This is a genomic window from Photorhabdus sp. RM96S, from assembly GCF_042879335.1.
Taxonomy (GTDB): domain Bacteria; phylum Pseudomonadota; class Gammaproteobacteria; order Enterobacterales; family Enterobacteriaceae; genus Photorhabdus; species Photorhabdus kayaii.
Genome location: NZ_JBHFKT010000018.1, coordinates 77,667 through 95,189, shown reverse-complemented (window position 1 = coordinate 95,189; position 17,523 = coordinate 77,667). Strand labels below are relative to the sequence as shown.

The following is a 17,523-nucleotide window of genomic DNA, read 5'->3' as shown; positions in this document are numbered from 1 at the left end:
AAACATATGAGATTTGTTATTGGAGGACAAATTGAGAAAGAAAAAATTGCTGAAACTTTACGCCGTCTGGCCGGGGATAAAACCTTATCCATTACCGTGATGGGCGACATAGATGCCGCTATGGCGCTTAAGAGTGGTGATGCGGATTACTATTTGGGAGCCTGTAATACCGGTGGAGGCGCTTTGGCAATGGCAATTGCGATTGTTGGTATTGACAAATGCGCCACCATCAGTATGCCAGGGAAGATCCTGCCTGATGAAGAAATTATTGCCCATGTTAACGCCGGGAAAACGGCATTTGGTTTTACTGGTCAGGATATAGACGCGGTTATTCCGGTGGTTATCAAGGCTATTCTTTCTTCATGGGGACAGGAAAATGGAATATGAATTTTTCACTCGCTTAATGGAAATTGATCCGTTTAAAGCGGGTTTGTTGGCGGTGATTGGTGGGATATCTGCCATGATGGCTAACCGTGGTATTGCAGTATTTCATGATGGGCTACGTCCTTTAATGCCGGAGCATCTGGAAGGGCGTATGAATCGTAAAACCCTGGCTGCCACCAGTTTTGCCCTAAGTTTTGGGTTGGTTATCGGCTTTGGTATTCCGTTCTCGCTGACCGCCCCGATTATTCTGGTGCATAGCTTATTATTGGGAACCGATGTTATTGGTACTTGGTGTGCAAACAGTAAAAAAGGTTTCATACTTTCCGCTGTCTTGGGAGCACTATATGCCGTTGCCTTGATGACCGGTTTACGATCTGTTGTCGATATCTTTGCCCATTTGCCGGTTAATTTCATGGGTAACCTGAGTAAAGTTGGCGATCCTATCGTAGCCTGCTTTGCCCTGTTTCCTGCGATTGTTGTGGCCTATCAATACGGATATGGCAAAGGAATATGGGTACTGATTGCGACATTGGTGGGGTATATCGCGACGAAAGCGGTAGGATCATTGAGTTTTGGTGGGGCTCTGAGCAAACCGGTGCAATTGGATCCTAACGGGATAGCCCTGCTGATCTCAATGATTGTGATGTTCTACTTTGCTATGAAACAGCGTGCTCCCAAAGCCGGCGAGGGATCTGCTCCGGCTAAAGGTGCGAATGAGACGTTGGTTGGACTATTCTCCACGCGGATACAGCGCATTCAAAATAACATCTGGTTGCTGGTATTAAGTGGGGGTTTGACTGCGGTAGCGGCTTCGATGTCACTCAGCCTGCTGGCGGAAGGTCCGGTATCACTGCAACTGATGGCGCAGGGGGAAGGGGCTAACGCCATGTTGGTGGCGCTTGCCAGAGCGATCAGCTTTGTGCCGTTAGTCGGTATGACAGCCATTGCGACAGGGGTTTATAGCCCGGTCGGCATGAAGTTCGTGTTTGTCGCTGGGTTAGTCACGAATAATCTGTGGATTGCCTTCATTGCCGGTAGTTTGATTATGTTTATAGAAATCAAACTGCTGGCGAGAATTGCTATCTGGTTGGATAAATATCCCGGAGTCAAAGCTTGTGGTGAGCATATTCGTACTGTTATTACCCGCATGTTAGAAGTTGCCTTATTGGTGGGGGGAATGATGGCTGCCAACGCCATTCTGCCGGGCATGGGATTTATGGTGGTGGCGGGTATTTATCTACTCAACCGTACGGCTAAACGTCCTTTGGTTGAAATGGCGATTGGGCCGATTGCAACGATTGTGGTTGGTGTGCTAGCTAACGTCATCTATCTGTTGGGCATCAGCTAATTTTTGTGATGATAAAAATAGAGGGGAAGCACGGGAGAGCCGATATTGAACACATATCCATTACCTAGTCTGAGTATGGAGCAGGCGCAGCACAAGCAGTTTCGTTTAGTTGATATTATCTGCCGCTATTTTCCAGGTGCGGATTTTCTCACCACAGGAGATTTAGGGCTGGTGCCGGGATTGAACCGGCCACAGATAACGCAACGCGTTGAACAGGTCATTGCCGATTTCTTTTCTGCTGAGGCTGCTGTGTTAGTACAAGGGGCGGGAACTGGGGCAATACGTTGTGGGTTGTCGGCATTACTTAATGCGGGTAATAGCCTGCTGATTCATGATGCGCCGTTATATCCCTCGACGGCGATTATTGCCGAGCAGATGGGCTTACATCTGGTGCGGGCCGATTTCAATCAATCCGAACAAATACAGGCTGCGATTTTGCAACATGCACCGGTGGCGGGGTTAGTACAACACACACGGCAGAAAATTGATGATGCTTATGAGCTGGCAGAAGTTATATCACTATTGAATGCTGCATCACTACCGGTTCTGGTTGACGATAATTATGCTGCCATGAAAGTGGAACGAATCGGTTGTGAATGGGGGGCTGTGTTATCGGCCTTCTCCAGCTTTAAACTGTTTGGCCCGCAAGGTATCGGTGTTGTGGTAGGTCAACAAGCGGCAATAGAGCGCATCCGGCGTAGTATGTATTCCGGTGGCAGTCAAGTACAGGGATTTCAGGCATTGGAAGTATTGCGTGGATTAGTATTTGCTCCGGTGATGCATGCTGTGCAGGCTCAGGTGAGTGAAACATTAGTGGTCCGGCTTAATCAGGGAATCATACCGCAGGTGAAACAGGCGTTTATCGCCAATGCACAATCGAAAGTATTGCTGGTGGAGTTTTATGATGAGATTGCCGAACAGGTACTTCATGTTGCTCATAAGCTTGGTGCACTGCCATATCCGGTGGGCGCTGAATCAAAGTTTGACATTCCGCCACTGTTTTACCGGTTATCTGGTACATTCCGTCAATCTGATCCCGCGTTAGAGAGACGGATGATAAGGATAAATCCTAATCGAAGTGGTGCGGAGACAGTGATAAGGCTCCTGAGTCAAAGCTGTGCACAGGCCGCTTCCTTGCTACACCTTCAACCACTCCCGATATACCGCTTTCCATCAGTATGAGAGGCAGACAACAAGCCCGTTCTTGGGTCTCGTTTTCATTTTGCCGGCGCGTGTGACGATGCTCGAAGTTGTGAAACACTATACGGGACTAACGTCCCGTCGAAACTCCCCTCCCGCCTTGTGTCGGCGAGAGTACCCTCTTTAAAGGAAAAGATGGGGAAATCGATATCAAGGCTCAAGGCTTATAAATCCTGAATTAATGTAAAGATCGGCGATGCCATTAATTGTATCCCTTATTATTACCTGAATGATCAATAGAATTATTAATAATTAACAGTAAAATCGATTATTTATAATATAAAATGACCTATTGATAGAAAATACCTTGGTGGAACATAGAGATCATACCCCTTTTCTTTGCAAAGTAATCGTAACTCAGTCAATGAGCTGACGGATAGTTTTTCGTAAATACTTTCAAAATGTTTTTCCACCGAATGGCATGAAACATTCATTTCAATGGATGTTTCATTATTATTCATACCGCAGCAAAATAGAAAAATAACCATCCACTCTTTCTCATTTAACAAATCATTAGGTGGTCTGAGGCTGGCTGAGGTTGGTATATGCTCTTTAATATAATGATAAACCGTAAAGTGCTCTAATTCTCTGGCGTGAGAAATAATGCCAATACAGTGATTATCCTCACTCATCAATGGATATTTTTCGCAAAAATAGGATTTAGGCGGCCGACCATTACCTTGAGGATAAGTGCCGACAGAGCATACTTTCTGCATACATTCTAAGACCCTGCGATCATGTTCTTTAAAGTGATGGGCAAAACCATTAACAGGTATTGGTAATTCGTCAACGCTATACCCTATGATATTAAAGTTTTCAGGTAACTTAATGATTTTAATAAACTTGGTATTTGCATAAATAAAGCGAGATTCCTTATCTTTTACAAACCAAGGATCGGGGCTTCTGTCCCATATATGTGTTAATTGACGAGTAATAAAAGGGACTTCTTTAAATCCTGATTTATTCATAAATATCCTTTAAGATAATTATTGCTTTTTAGAATTATTGAATGTAAATATATCATTGAAAGCAAAGCATATTTCCATAGGGTCGTCTATTTTATCAATAAATAACTAACAAAGGTAGTATGTAGGGACTGGGAAATAATACGTAATTTAAGACAATAAAAACCTTTCTGGGATATAGTGATCAAAATTATTGGCTCGACAATACTCTTCCAACTGTTGACTGGAGTGAATCCCGATTTTACGATATATCCTTGACATATGTTCTTCGACCTCATGATAGGCGATATTCAATATTTTCCCAATCTGTTTTTTGGGCTGTTTCTGTAAGAAGAGAAAGATAATATCCCACTCCCGATGAGTAAAAAGATCGGAAGGGGGTTGGAGTAGCATGGATGACGGTAATTTATCATAATATTGATGTAGGTAGGTTAATGAATACTTTTTAGCCTTCCACATATGGTACATAATTCCCATACAATTACCATTGTCATGATAAAGAGGCAACTTTTCACAAAAATAGGATGACAAAGTTTGCTCTTGTCCAAAAACATGGGTTTCAAGTGAACAGACTCTTTCGCCTTTAACCATGACATTTTTATCGTGGAGAATAAACTCCTTGGCGAATTCAGCACCATCCCAGGGCAGTTCATGATCATAAAGCCCTTCATAATCAAATGACTCTTTAAAATTATGAATAAACCTCTTTGTGGCTGAATTACCGTAAATAAAGTTTGAAGAACTATCCTTTATTCCCCACGGTTCATTACTTATTTCCATTGTATTAATAACTTGAGGTGATATTTTATAGTTATTTTTCATATTGGCAAAACTCCTGTATTCTAAAGGTTAAAGAAAAACTCTGTTTTTGGGATGGATAAATTTTTTTGGCATATAGAGATCATAATCATTGGTGCGACAATATTCTTCCAATTGACGACTAGAATGAACCCCAATTCTTCCATATATTCGTGAGATATGAGATTCAACCGTACGATAAGAAATATTTAACATTCTACCAATTCGCTTGCTGGTATACTTGTGTAACATCAGGAAAATAACATCCCATTCCCGTAGAGTAAAGAGATCGGTTGGTGGCTGGAACATAATAGATGCCGGCAGTTTTCCATGAAATAGTCGAATGAATGAGAAATCTTGTGCTTGCCAACCATGATATATCACGCCTATACAGCTTCCGTCTTCATGGTAAAGAGGATATTTTGCAAAAAAGTAGGATGACAGAATTTGCTCTTTTCCATGTATATGTGTCTCAAGTGAACATATTCTTTTTTCCTGTTCTACCACTTTTCTGTCATGGGCCATGTATTCTTTAGCAAATTCGGCACCATCCCAGGGCAATTCATGTTCATAAAGTCCTTCATAGTCAAAAGAGCTTGAAATATTTTGAAGACGTTTACATGCTTGATTGACATAAATATAGCGTGTGTTTTCATCCTTTATTCCCCATGGCTCATTACTCTGCTCCATTGTATTAATAATCTGAGGGGAGATGACATAGTTCTTCTTCATATTAGTGAGAACTCCTTTTAATCTAATGGTTAAGGAAACATTCTGCTTTCTGGGTGTACAAACCTTTCTGGTACATAGAGATCATAATCATTGGTGCGACAATATTCTTCCAATTGACGGCTAGAATGAAGACCAATTCGTTTACATATGCGTGAGATATGGTTTTCAACCGTACGGTAGGAAATATTTAACATTATACCGATTTGCTTATTGGTATATTTGTGTAATATCAGAAAAATAACATCCCATTCCCGTTGAGTAAAGCGATCAGTCGGTGGCTGGAACATAATATTGGCGGGCAATTTTCCACGAAATAATCGGGTGAATGAAAAATCCTGAGCTTGCCAACCATGATATATTGTTCCTATACAGCTTCCGTCTTCATGATAAAGAGGATGTTTTTCAAAAAAATAAGATGAAAGAATTTGTTCTTTTCCATGTACATGTGTTATAAGTGAACGCATCCTTTCTTCTATTTCCATCACCATTCTATCGTGAGTCATGTATTCTTCAGCAAATTCGGCTCCATCCCAGGGAAGGTCATAATCATAAAGCCCCTCATAGTCAAAAGAGCTTGAAATATTTTGAACATGTTTACATGCCTGATTGACATAAATAAAGCATGAGTTTTTATCTTTTATTCCCCAGGGTTCATTACTCTGCGCCATTGTATTAATAATCTGAGGGGAGATGACATAGTTCTTATTCATATTAGTGAGAACTCCTTTTAATCTAATGGTTAAGGAAACATTTTGCTTTCTGGATGCACAAACCTTTCTGGTACATAGAGATCATAATCATTGGTGCGACAATAATCTTCTAATTGACGACTAGAATGAAGACCAATTCGTTTATATATGCGTGATATATGGGTTTCAACCGTACGATAGGAAATATTTAACATTCTACCGATTTGCTTGCTGGTATATTTGTGTAATAGGAGGAAAATAATATCCCATTCCCGTTGAGTAAAGAGATCAGTCGGTGGTTGAAATAATATAGAGGCAGGAAGTTTTCCATAAAATAGTCGAGTAAGTGAGAAATCTTGGGCTTTCCATCCATGGATAAAGAGACCGATACATTCGTTTTCATCATTATAGATTGGATATTTTTCCGAAAAATAAGATGATAGAAATTTATCTTTTCCATATGTATGTGTTTCAAGTGAACATATTCTTTTCTCTTGTTTCATAACACTTTTATCGTGAATAACGAATTCTTTTGCAAATTCAGCCCCGTTCCAGGGGAGTTCACTATCATATTTCCCTTCATAATCAAATAAATCCGGGATATTTTGCATTTGTCTAAGTGCCGAATTACAAAAAATCCAGCATGAGTTTTTGTCTTTGATTGCCCAAGGTTCATTACTTTGTTGCATAGTATTAATAACTTGAGGCGAAATAATTAATTCATTTTCCATGTTATCATTCCTCTTTCTAGCCTTAAAATTAGATATTTGATCTTATAATCTATTTAACTCACGACTACCTCAAACCCTAGGATAGTTTATAATCAAATAATTGTTTAAAATTATGAATAAATTTTTTTTATCTGCATTGCTGTAGATAAAGTTTGAAGAACTATCTGTTATTTCCCACGGCTCATTGTTCATCTCCATTGTATTAATAATCTGAGGTGATATTGCATAGTTCTTCTTCATACTAGTGATAACTCCTTTTAATCTAAGGATTAAGGAAACATTCTGCTTTCTGGGCGCACAAACCTTTCTGGTACATAGAGATCATAATCATTGGTACGACAATATTCTTCTAATTGACGGCTAGAATGAAGACCAATTCGTTTACATATGCGTGAGATATGGTTTTCAACCGTACGATAGGAAATATTTAACATTGTACCGATTTGCTTACTGGTATATTTGTGTAACATCAGGAAAATAACATCCCATTCCCGTTGGGTAAAGAGATCAGTCGGTGGCTGGAACATAATATTGGCTGGCAATTTTCCATGAAATAGCCGGGTGAATGAGAAATCCTGAACTTGCCAACCATGATATATTGTTCCTATACAACTTCTGTCTTCATGATAAAGAGGATGTTTTTCAAAAAAATAGGATGACAGAATTTGTTCTTTTCCAAAATTATGTGTTACAAGCAAACATACTTTTTCTTCTTTTTCCATCACCTTTTGATCATGAACCATGTATTCTTTGGCAAATTCGGCCCCATCCCAGGGTAATTCATCATCATAAAGTCCTTCAAAGTCAAAAGAACATGAAATATTGAGAAGGCTTTTACATGCTTGATTGACATAAATGTGGCATGAGTTTTTATCCTTTATTGCCCAGGGGGCATTACTTTGCTCCATTGTATTAATAATCTGAGGGGAGATGACATAGTTCTTCTTCATATTAGTGATATTCCTTTTTAATCTAAGGGTTAAGGGAGCATTCTGCTTCCAGGTTGCACAAATCTTTTTGGCACATAGAGATCATAATCATTGGTGCGACAATATTCTTCTAATTGACGGCTAGAATGAAGACCAATTCGTTTACATATGCGTGAGATATGGTTTTCAACCGTACGATAGGAAATATTTAACATTGTACCGATTTGCTTACTGGTATATTTTTGTAACATCAGGAAAATAACATCCCATTCCCGTTGAGTAAAGCGATCGGTCGGTGGCTGAAACATAATATTGGCTGGCAATTTTCCACGAAATAGTCGGGTAAATGAGAAATCCTGAGCTTGCCAACCATGATATATTGTTCCTATACAACTTCCGTCTTCATGATAAAAAGGGTATTTTTCAAAAAAATAAGACGAAAGAATTTGTTCTTTTCCAAATGGACATGTTATAAGTGAACATACTCTTTCTTCTTTTTCTATCACTTTTTGATCATGCGCGATGTACTCTTTGGCGAATTCGGCTCCATCCCAGGGCAATTCATGATCATAAAATCCTTCATAATCAAATGACTCTTTAAAATTATGAATAAATTTTTTTGTGGCTGAATTACCATAAATAAAACATGAGTTTTTATCTCTTATTCCCCAGGGCTCATTACTTTGCTTCATTGTGTTAATAACTTGAGATGAAATAATTAATTCATTTTCCATGTTATCATTCCTCTTTCTAGCCTTAAAATTAGATTTTTAATCTTATAATCAATTTAACTCACGACTACCCAAATCCTAGGGTAATGTAAGATCATAAAACCCTTCATAATCAAATAATTTTTTAAAATTATGAATAAATTTTTTTTAGCTGCATTGCTGTAGATAAAGTTTGAAGAACTATTCGTTATTCCCAACGGCTCATTGTTCATCTCCATTGTACTAATAATCTGAGGTGATATTGCATAGTTCTTCTTCATACTAGTGATAACTCCTTTTAATCTAAGGATTAAGGAAACATTCTGCTTTCTGAATGCACAAACCTTTCTGGTACATAGAGATCATAATCATTGGTACGACAATATTCTTCTAATTGACGACTAGAATGAAGACCAATTCGTTTATATATACGTGAGATATGGGTTTCAACCGTACGGTAGGAAATATTTAACATTCTACCGATTTGCTTACTAGTATATTTGTGTAACATCAGAAAAATAACGTCCCATTCCCGTTGAGTAAAGAGATCGGTCGGTGGTTGGAACATAATATTGGCTGGCAATTTTCCATGAAATAGCCGGGTGAATGAGAAATCTTGAGCTTGCCAACCATGAAATATCGTTCCCATACAGCTTCCGTCTTCATGATAAAAAGGGTATTTTTCAAAAAAATAAGACGAAAGAATTTGTTCTTTTCCAAATTTATGTGTTAAAAGTAAACATATTCTTTCTTCTTTTTCCATTACTTTTTGATCATGAATGATATATTCTTTGGCAAATTCGGCACCACCCCAAGGAATTTCATCATCGTAACGTCCCCCATAGTCAAAGGAGCTTGAAATGTTTTGAAGATGTTTACATCCTTGATTGGCATAAATGAAACGTGAGTTTTTATCCTTTATTGCCCAGGGGGCATTACTCTGTTCCATTGTATTAATAATTTGAGATGAAATGATTAATTTATTGTCCATGTTATTACCTCTATTTTTCTAACCTCAAAATTAGATTTTTAATTTTATAATCAATTTAATTCCATACTGCCGATAGTGACAAATCTTGCGGGAATATAAACATCAAGTTTATTTTCTTTGCAGAAATCTTTCAATTCTTCGTGTAATGATAAATTGAATTTTTGGTAAATTGACTGAATATGATTAACCACATCTTCGGCACTTATCATTAACTCTTCACCGATTTTCTCTTCATCTAATGAGCGCAGAGTTAGAAAGAGAACTTCCCATTCAGTTTGTGTCAATTTGTCATTAGGGGCGATAAATTCCAACGTTGCCGGAGGGGTTTTATCATAATAGTAAGCAGTAGAAAAGTTTTGGGTTTTGCACATATGAAAAGTGAGCCCAATACAATTGCCATTTTCGTCACAAAGTGGGTATTTATTACAAAGATAGATTTGCTTAATCTTATGTTCTTCAAATGGATGCGTTTCTAGTGAACTAACGCGTTGCATAGTTTGAAGAACTTTTTGATCCTGACGGTGGAATTCTTTTTCATATTCTGAAATAGGTGAGGGTAATTCACCTGATGTAAGCCCGGTAATATCGAAATCTTCAGGCAAATTATGCAGTTGATAAAAAGCGGAATTGGCGTAAATAAATCTTGATTGGAGATCTTTGGCTCCCCAAGGTTCATCACTGTTTTCCCACATATGAATTAATTGTGGGGTGATATTATTAGGTCTGTTTTTTATATGTTGCATTAGTGACTCCTGAACGATTATTTCAGTTGTTATCTGACATGTTTGTTAACTAATTATACTCAAAATGCCTTGGTAATATAATAGAATATAATAACTTGCTCGTCAAAATACATATATTTATTAATTAAGTCTTTTATTGTTATATAATGATACTTTTAACATTAACGAATATAACTAAAAATACTATTTTGTATAAAAACATTTTAGTTTACTTACTAAACAGCAAAATTAATGAATAAGCTTTTTAAGTCATGAGTAATTAAGTGACGTAGATCAAAAATTTTCTGTCATTAACCGAAGCGTGAGGGAGCGGTTGTTATAACGATGATAGGTAATAGAATGAAAAAGAAGGTGTTATTTTTGGAACGGAATAATGGCGAAAAAATGGCATTTAATCGGAATAATATTCGATCAATTAAAGAATGCTTTTTAAACGGTGTATCTAGAGCATTGTAATTAGATAAACCATATTTTGGAATTATCAGAATAATCAACTAAATAGAGTTTTCAATCTAAAAACCGAGTTTGAATTTGCCTACTGCGGACAATGGCTATTCTTAAATAAAATTAAGGTTAGGGAAATTCTATAAAATTAAATTATCGAAGAATAATTAAATAAAAAACTTACTTAAAATGGTATAGTCCGAGATATAAAGTTGCATTTCAAGTTCCACTTAGATGTTTGTGACAATCACGTTCTTACCCCATATTCCCCAGTTTGTATCAATGATTTTCTGCTTTGACAGTGCCGACGAGGTAACGCCGGAGGCAAAAAATGGGTGAGCGACTGCTCGCGAAGGGGATAAGGTTACCTGTGGTAAGCATCCCGGCACTTACATCATTGTCGGTGGTTTAGCGGTAGCAAAGATAAGGCCGAAGCCACCGCCACCGCTCGCGGTGTGGTAGCGGACGGTGAAGCATTGGTGATGCGTTACATTGGTGGTGGCGTTACCAGTGTCGGGCGCTGGCTGGCGGCACCGAATCCGTTGACAGTCGGATTAATGGGATTATTTTTGTCTGAAAATTTCGTCACTTACCCGATACTACGAACCAGTGGAGAATTCCTATCCGAACTCTGTATCAACGATGATCAGTCTCTTCGTTGATACAGAGAGATTGCTGTACAGATCAGTAGTGATAACGAGAAACCAAAATACGTATGGATAACTCTTCATGCCTATTCCTTATTCATCAAGTACGTAAGCAGTTCTATCAAAATAGGTATACCGTTGTCATGGCATAACTCCCCCTATTAGACAGTAATTGCTTGTTGGTTACCGCTTTTGACCATTTCTCTTTGCTGTCTGGCCGGAAGGAATGGCTGGAAACTAACATATAGTGTTGATTTGTTTCTATGGCTGTTTGTTACCGTTCTTTTAACGGAGCAAATTCTATGGTTTGAAAAGGTGGGTAAAAAGGAAGGGAATTGGGTTGTCTTCCATAAAAGCCATAAAGAGAAAGAGCAATCTGAGCTTAAGCAGGATAAAGAAGACGGTCGGTTACAGTGTATCAATTCTTGCACTTTTTACAAATACGCCATATCATCCATATAACGAAAATACGCAAAATACGCAAAATACGAACTCAAGCAGATACAATATGGAGGCAGCATGATTACTAAATCGCAACCTAAATCGGAGAATGTTAGCTTTGACTTTCTTTCAATTGAGTTATCAAATGACAAGGATATTGTAAAACATATCAGTTTGTCTGAAATTCCTGCTGATGAGGCAGATCAGTATGTGGTAGTAAAGTTGCCAAGAGCAATTGATTATCATGATATTAAGTTGGCAATAGCTAGTGCGATAACCGCTGTCACTACATTTAATAAGAACAAAAATCGGTCTGTTACGACTGAACCATCTTCAAAAATTGGATTTGCTTCCCGTAATGAAGCACGCCTTGAAAAATTAAAAAATCAGATCATTACTGATTCAGAGTGGCTGACTGCAAGTGAACTCAGCAAATTAGCCGGATCTAAATCAGTGAATTCCAGCGCTGCGGCAAATCGTTGGAAAAAGTCGAAAAAAATATTCGCATTGCCAATTAATGGCAAAGACCTCTTCCCGTTGTATGCTCTAGACGAAGGCGGCCAACCGTTACCAGTGATAAAGAAAACTATTGCGCTGTTTGGGGACAAAAAAACTCCTTGGTCAATAGCTATCTGGTTCGGCACACCAAATAGCTGGCTTGGTAATAAAAAACCAAAGGACCTTTTATTAACTCAACCTGATAATGTTTATATGGCAGCCAAAGAAGAAGCTGAAGGGCCGCGTCATGGCTGATGATAAAAAAGAATTTCAAGAAGATATACCATTTCCTCCAGAGAATACAGCAGCCAAAATCCAAAAGTGGAAAGCGGGTACGCCTATTAAACGTATTCATAAAGCCAAGTTTAAAGGAGCTGAATTTAATCCTGGTGTTGGCAATGCCCGTTTTAGCCCGTTCAAAAATAATGGAATCTCTGTTCCAACACTCTATGGCGGTGAAAACGTAGGAGTCGCTATTATGGAGACGATTTTACACGATATTCCACTAAACTGCGCCGGTATACCTGTTGATCTGGGTAAACTAGATGATTTAGCGTATAGCCAAATTACTCCACAAAAAGATATCAAGTATGTGGATATCAACCCACGAATACTGAAGAAATGGGGGATTATTCAAGGCCAACTAGTAGAATCAGGAGCATCGGATTATCATATTACTCAGCTCTGGGCAGCAAAAATTTATCATGACAATCCTGATGCTCAAGCAATTCGATGGCCCTCTAAGCAGCACGGTGGTAAAGCAATAATAATTTTTGGAGATCGGGTGGAAGAAAAAGATTTGTATGTGTCTCTTGAATCTGAACCAGCCGCTACTTCTAAAGAGGTTAACGAAAAACTTAAAGAGCTTGCAGATGAAATGGAGTTGGTTTTGGTACCTAAAGATATGGTATGATCTACGGCATATTTGTCATTAAAAGCCTGAATTGTAGGTGAGCTCCATCCTCTATGACGGTAGTGACACGGCTGAGCATGATCCTGATCGCTAATGTCCCGGGAATGGATTCATAAACAGTTTGGCAAACCTGAAAAATCACTTCCTCCGAGGAAAAGATTAAAGAAAGATATTGGTTGGACAGAACTATACCCGTCATCTTTCAAGTTGCCTCTTTGTTGGCTGCACTCGCTCACCCCGGTCACATAGTTACCTATGCTCCCGGGGATTCACTCCCTTGCCGTCGCGATCCATCTTGAAATCCATAGGGTATATATACTTGTTTAGGTTTTCATATGCCGATTAGTATGCAAGTTGATTATGATCTATTAGAGCGTGTCTTTATTAGGCCCTGATGGGTTCATATATAATTTTTAAAAATTATTGAATATAACTATAATATTTTTAAATAAAATATTCCAACAGGGCGGGTTATTTTCTCCATTAATAATGAATAAGAACAGCATGTAAAAACTGGGAATAAATACGTAATCTAAGATAATAAAAACTTTTCCGGTATATAGTGATTGAAATTATTGGCTCGACAATATTCTTCCAGTTGTTGGCTGGAATTAATTCCTATCTTACGGTATATCCGAGTCATATAATATTCAATAGTGCGATAGGCTAGATTCAGTATCCGTCCAATCTGCTTTCTGGTATTTTTCTGTAAAAAGAGGAAAATGACATCCCATTCACGTTGAGTAAAAAGATCAGTTGGTGGTTGTAGCATAATTGAGGCGGGAAGTGTGTTGTGGTATTGATGTAAATAGGATAATGAATGGTTTTGCGCTTTCCAACCATGATATATGACTCCGATGCAATCTCCATCTTGATGGTAAAAAGGTGATTTTTCGAAAAAATAAGACGATAGGATTTTCTCTCTGCCAAATATATGGGTTTCTATTGAGCATATTCTCTGCTGTTTTTCTATTACCTTTTTGTCATGATTAATAAATTGTTCCGCAAATTTAGCACTATCCCAAGGAAGCTCATTTTCATAGACCCCTTCAAATTCAAATGAATTTGAAAAGTTCTGAAGAGATTTTAATGCTAAATTACCGTAAATAAAGCATGAGTTTTTATCTTTAATTCCCCAAGGCTCGTTGCTTGCTGCCAGTGTATTAATAACTTGAGATGATATAGTTATGTGATTACTCATATTATAATTCCTTTTTACCCATTTTGGGTTTAAGTCGTGATATGTTTGAATCATATTGTCAGTTTAATACTTTATTACCAGCAATAACAGACTTTTTCATAAAATAATTATTATGGTTATTTTTATTACGATAATCGTTTAGTTGTATATACCCGTCATCTTTCAAGTTGCCTCTTTGTTGGCTGCACTCGCTCACCCCGGTCACATAGTTTGCTATGCTCCCGGGGATTCACTCCTTTGCCGTCGCGATGCATCTTGAAATCCATAGGGTATATGACATTATAGATTTAATTTTGGGTAAATTTTCTTACTATAATTAACGGTGTTTTCTACAATAGATGAAGGTAATTTACCAGTTAAAAATATTTTAATATCGTAATTCTTAGGAAAATTGTGATATTGGTAGAGAATAGGGCGGGGGATTTTTGATAACTAATCATTTTTCCTGGGAATTATTATTTTTTACACAGGTAAATTAGTTCAATAATGGTATTATTTTGTTGTAATTTATAGTTAATATGACATTTTATTATTTAGGTTATTATTTAAATGATTTATTTGTTTATACCCGTCATCTTTCAAGTTGCCTCTTTGTTGGCTGCGCTCACTCACCCCGGTCTCATAGTTATCTATGCTCCCGGGGATTCGCTCCCTTGCCGTCGCGATGCATCTTGAAATCCATAGGGTATATACCCGATGTATTTTGAAATCCATAGGGTATAATCATGCTTTTTATGACTAACTGCCTATCTCAATAGGGCTATTTTATTTGCCATTTTGAACCTAGGCAGTGCTCAAAATCCTCACGTACTACGTGTACGCTCCGGTTTTTCCGCGCTGTCCGTGTTCAAACTGCCTGCAACAATTACGCTTATTGAGATAGGCTCTAAAAATAGTAAATAAAATTATTAAGAGAGTAAAAATTTTTCCGGTACATAGCGTTTAAAATTGTTGATGAGACAATATTCTTCCAGTTGTTGGTTGGAGTCAACACCTATCTTGTGATATATATTGGTCATATGGGATTCAACTGTACGGTAAGAAATATTTAATACTCTTCCAATCTGTTTCCTGGTGTATTTTTGTAAAAAGAAAAAAATAATATCCCACTCACGTTGGGTAAAAGAATCTGTTGGTGGGTGAAATATAATAGAGGTAGGCAGCTCGTTATAATATTGATGTAAGTTAATTAATGAAAAATCTTTGGCTTTCCATCCATGAAAAAATATGCCTATACATTCCTTTGCATCGTTATATAGTGGTAATTTTTCTTGGAAGTAAGACGATAAGATTTTTTCTTTTCCATATGTATATGTTTCAAGTGAACAGATTCTTTTCCCTTTTGTCATGACAATTTTATCATGATCAATAAATTCTTTCGCAAACTCCGCCCCGCTCCAGGGAAGTTCGTCATCAAAAAGTCCTTCATAATCAAATGATGTTGGAATGTTTTGAATAGATCTTAGGGCCAGGTTAGCATAAATAAATCGTGAATTTTTATCTTTGATTCCCCACGGTTCATTACTTGCTTCCATCGTGTTTATTATTTGTGATGAAATATATGTTCCATTAATTTTTTTCATGATTAAGACCTATTATACTAAGTGATCAATATTTATAGGGTGTAAAAGAGGGTAGTTATTTTTCTTGTAGTGGTCTCCAAATGAGTGAGTTTCTAGCAAAGTGACTCGGCATCGTTTCAAAGTATGTTTTATCTTACTTTTTATATTTTGCATAGTAAATCCTTGGTGATTACTTAAGACATCATCTAAATGATTTAAGTAATAGTTCTACTTAACATGACTTGATTCTATAGCATAGAACAACAATTTATTTTTCAAGGGAAAATACCTATTAATTAAATTCTTTATTATTTAATAAAGAAACTTTAAATAAACACAAATATATTTATAAATATTATTTTACAGTAAAATCATTTAATAAGGGGTATGAATGTTCAATGATAGCTGGTCTTTTCGATGGTAATTATTGATGACGGGTATAGTCTCGGAATATTGTGTCGAAAAATAGCTTTAACATTTCTGGAATTAATAATAATCCCTTAATTAAAATAAGACCAAATGAAATTTATCTGTGATCATTTTAATTTTTTGTGAAGTTATGATGGTGAAAATTTCCGAGATAAAAAATAAATCAATCTAAAAATATGAAAAATTTATTAATTATCTCGTTGCGCCTTGGTATTTATAAGAAATCTAATGACTTAAATTTCCCTATAATCTAATTTTTCGAATGAATTTATAGCGCTATTTTTCGATAGATTATAAATTTTAACTCCTTTTTTTATTGCTATTTCATGAGCCAGGTTGAAACAAGGAATGATGAAATCATGTAAGTTATTATTTAATTTGGTATCTAGCTGGTCATTTTGGGTTTCATAAAACCTTGGTTTCGAAAAATTGTTCATGTCTAGACCGGCGAAATATATTTTTTTATAGCCCAAAAACAATGCTATTTGCAAAGCGGAATAGGCAACTGTTGTTCCGTTGTAGAATCCGAGATTTAAGTTTAATGAGAATGCTACATCATTCTGTATTATTATTTCATCACTCTTTATTTCAAAAAGTTCTTTTTCCTCTTGATAAACTGGTTGATCAATATTCTCAATAATAATGACTTTACATGTTAATTCAAGATAACCGTAATGAATTAAGATATCGTTGAGGCAATCCATTGTTGTGAAGAATATCAATTCATCGTTTTTTAATATATTTAAAACGATATTCTTCCTATTTAGAATGAATGTTCGGTCAATTATAACATGGTATTTGAATTTCACTTCTGGTGATAATTCATATGAACCGTTAACACCCATAATATCAAATTTGGTATCATCAAAAAAATCTGTTTTGATGGTAGATACCGAAGGTCCAGATGCAATAATGATTAAGGGTTTTTCTGATTTTTTGGGGAATTCATTGATGTTTATATTTTTATTATTGAATGAAACAGAGTCGATTTTGCCATTAATGTTTCTTGAGATCTTTATGTGAGGCCAAAAGTTCATATTGTGCTTCATTTTTTTACTGGATACATTTCTGTATATTGATTTTGTTATATTCTGCTTACAGAGCATACCTAGTTTTAAAAGATATTTATATTTAAAAAACATATTGTGGTCCTATTTTTCATTTTAAA

General features: G+C 36.8%; 20 protein-coding genes and 1 pseudogene. 7 read left to right on the top strand and 14 right to left on the bottom strand.

Going from position 1 to position 17,523, the window contains the following annotated elements; all coding sequences use genetic code 11:
* Positions 1-6 precede the first annotated feature (6 nt).
* Genes ACGF49_RS12670 through ACGF49_RS12660 form a run of 3 tightly spaced genes read left to right on the top strand, consistent with a single transcriptional unit; the run spans position 7 to position 2,914 of the window.
* Positions 7-387 (top strand): DUF2620 domain-containing protein, encoded by a 381-nt coding sequence (locus ACGF49_RS12670; RefSeq protein WP_113043458.1) that lies wholly within the window; start codon positions 7-9, stop codon positions 385-387.
* Entirely contained in the window at positions 377-1,732 is a 1,356-nt protein-coding gene (locus tag ACGF49_RS12665; protein WP_228902246.1) for a YhfT family protein, read from the top strand. Before ACGF49_RS12670 ends, ACGF49_RS12665 begins: the two co-directional genes overlap by 11 nt.
* Before the next feature lie 45 nt (positions 1,733-1,777).
* Positions 1,778-2,914, top strand: coding sequence for an aminotransferase class V-fold PLP-dependent enzyme (locus tag ACGF49_RS12660; RefSeq protein WP_113043456.1), 1,137 nt, complete (start codon positions 1,778-1,780; stop codon positions 2,912-2,914).
* 290 nt (positions 2,915-3,204) lie between these two features.
* On the opposite strand, the gene ACGF49_RS12655 is transcribed toward ACGF49_RS12660, so the two are convergent.
* The 9 genes from ACGF49_RS12655 to ACGF49_RS12615 all read right to left on the bottom strand — a co-directional run bounded on the left by ACGF49_RS12655 (position 3,205) and on the right by ACGF49_RS12615 (position 10,220).
* Positions 3,205-3,900, bottom strand: coding sequence for a PAS domain-containing protein (locus tag ACGF49_RS12655; RefSeq protein ID WP_113043455.1), 696 nt, complete (start codon positions 3,898-3,900; stop codon positions 3,205-3,207).
* 147 nt (positions 3,901-4,047) lie between these two features.
* Positions 4,048-4,719 carry a LuxR C-terminal-related transcriptional regulator gene (locus tag ACGF49_RS12650; RefSeq protein ID WP_113043454.1) on the bottom strand — a complete coding sequence of 224 codons (672 nt, stop codon included), beginning with the start codon at positions 4,717-4,719 and terminating at the stop codon, positions 4,048-4,050.
* Between the two features lie 27 nt (positions 4,720-4,746).
* A complete protein-coding gene (locus tag ACGF49_RS12645; protein ID WP_113043453.1) occupies positions 4,747-5,427 on the bottom strand; it encodes a helix-turn-helix transcriptional regulator in 681 nt (226 codons plus the stop codon).
* Positions 5,428-5,456: 29 nt separating this feature from the next.
* Positions 5,457-6,137: a PAS and helix-turn-helix domain-containing protein gene (locus tag ACGF49_RS12640; protein ID WP_113043452.1), complete on the bottom strand. Its 681-nt coding sequence runs from the start codon at positions 6,135-6,137 to the stop codon at positions 5,457-5,459.
* A 29-nt stretch (positions 6,138-6,166) separates the two neighbouring features.
* Positions 6,167-6,847 (bottom strand): PAS and helix-turn-helix domain-containing protein, encoded by a 681-nt coding sequence (locus ACGF49_RS12635; RefSeq protein WP_113043451.1) that lies wholly within the window; start codon positions 6,845-6,847, stop codon positions 6,167-6,169.
* Between the two features lie 269 nt (positions 6,848-7,116).
* Positions 7,117-7,797, bottom strand: a complete 681-nt coding sequence (locus tag ACGF49_RS12630) for a LuxR C-terminal-related transcriptional regulator (protein ID WP_349010523.1) — start codon at positions 7,795-7,797, stop codon at positions 7,117-7,119.
* Positions 7,798-7,826: 29 nt separating this feature from the next.
* Positions 7,827-8,510, bottom strand: a complete 684-nt coding sequence (locus tag ACGF49_RS12625) for a PAS and helix-turn-helix domain-containing protein (protein WP_271859637.1) — start codon at positions 8,508-8,510, stop codon at positions 7,827-7,829.
* Between the two features lie 286 nt (positions 8,511-8,796).
* The gene (locus ACGF49_RS12620) at positions 8,797-9,477 is read right to left on the bottom strand and encodes a helix-turn-helix transcriptional regulator (protein WP_349010408.1); all 681 of its coding nucleotides are present in this window, start codon (positions 9,475-9,477) and stop codon (positions 8,797-8,799) included.
* 50 nt (positions 9,478-9,527) lie between these two features.
* Entirely contained in the window at positions 9,528-10,220 is a 693-nt protein-coding gene (locus tag ACGF49_RS12615) for a PAS domain-containing protein (protein WP_387491234.1), read from the bottom strand.
* 845 nt (positions 10,221-11,065) lie between these two features.
* On the opposite strand from ACGF49_RS12615, the pseudogene ACGF49_RS12610 reads away from it, so the two are divergent.
* The 4 genes and pseudogenes from ACGF49_RS12610 to ACGF49_RS12595 all read left to right on the top strand — a co-directional run.
* Positions 11,066-11,239: pseudogene (locus ACGF49_RS12610) on the top strand (killer protein of pyocin s3); the annotation flags it as partial.
* Between the two features lie 591 nt (positions 11,240-11,830).
* Positions 11,831-12,505 carry an antitoxin Xre/MbcA/ParS toxin-binding domain-containing protein gene (locus ACGF49_RS12605; protein WP_113043444.1) on the top strand — a complete coding sequence of 225 codons (675 nt, stop codon included), beginning with the start codon at positions 11,831-11,833 and terminating at the stop codon, positions 12,503-12,505.
* Positions 12,498-13,163, top strand: coding sequence for an RES family NAD+ phosphorylase (locus tag ACGF49_RS12600; protein ID WP_113043443.1), 666 nt, complete (start codon positions 12,498-12,500; stop codon positions 13,161-13,163). Before ACGF49_RS12605 ends, ACGF49_RS12600 begins: the two co-directional genes overlap by 8 nt.
* A gap of 93 nt (positions 13,164-13,256) precedes the next feature.
* On the top strand, positions 13,257-13,412 hold the full coding sequence (locus ACGF49_RS12595) for a DUF6392 family protein (protein WP_387491229.1): 156 nt from the start codon (positions 13,257-13,259) through the stop codon (positions 13,410-13,412).
* A gap of 283 nt (positions 13,413-13,695) precedes the next feature.
* Here the strand turns inward: ACGF49_RS12595 and ACGF49_RS12590 are convergent, their stop codons facing one another.
* From ACGF49_RS12590 to ACGF49_RS12570, 5 genes are all read right to left on the bottom strand, one after another.
* Positions 13,696-14,364 carry a LuxR C-terminal-related transcriptional regulator gene (locus ACGF49_RS12590; RefSeq protein ID WP_191214934.1) on the bottom strand — a complete coding sequence of 223 codons (669 nt, stop codon included), beginning with the start codon at positions 14,362-14,364 and terminating at the stop codon, positions 13,696-13,698.
* 58 nt (positions 14,365-14,422) lie between these two features.
* Positions 14,423-14,569, bottom strand: coding sequence for a hypothetical protein (locus ACGF49_RS12585; protein WP_158536590.1), 147 nt, complete (start codon positions 14,567-14,569; stop codon positions 14,423-14,425).
* Between the two features lie 308 nt (positions 14,570-14,877).
* Positions 14,878-15,078 (bottom strand): hypothetical protein, encoded by a 201-nt coding sequence (locus ACGF49_RS12580; RefSeq protein WP_158536589.1) that lies wholly within the window; start codon positions 15,076-15,078, stop codon positions 14,878-14,880.
* Positions 15,079-15,272: 194 nt separating this feature from the next.
* On the bottom strand, positions 15,273-15,947 hold the full coding sequence (locus ACGF49_RS12575; RefSeq protein WP_113043441.1) for a PAS and helix-turn-helix domain-containing protein: 675 nt from the start codon (positions 15,945-15,947) through the stop codon (positions 15,273-15,275).
* Positions 15,948-16,588: 641 nt separating this feature from the next.
* Entirely contained in the window at positions 16,589-17,497 is a 909-nt protein-coding gene (locus ACGF49_RS12570; RefSeq protein ID WP_262978649.1) for a lipopolysaccharide core biosynthesis protein RfaZ, read from the bottom strand.
* Between the last annotated feature and the right edge of the window lie 26 nt (positions 17,498-17,523).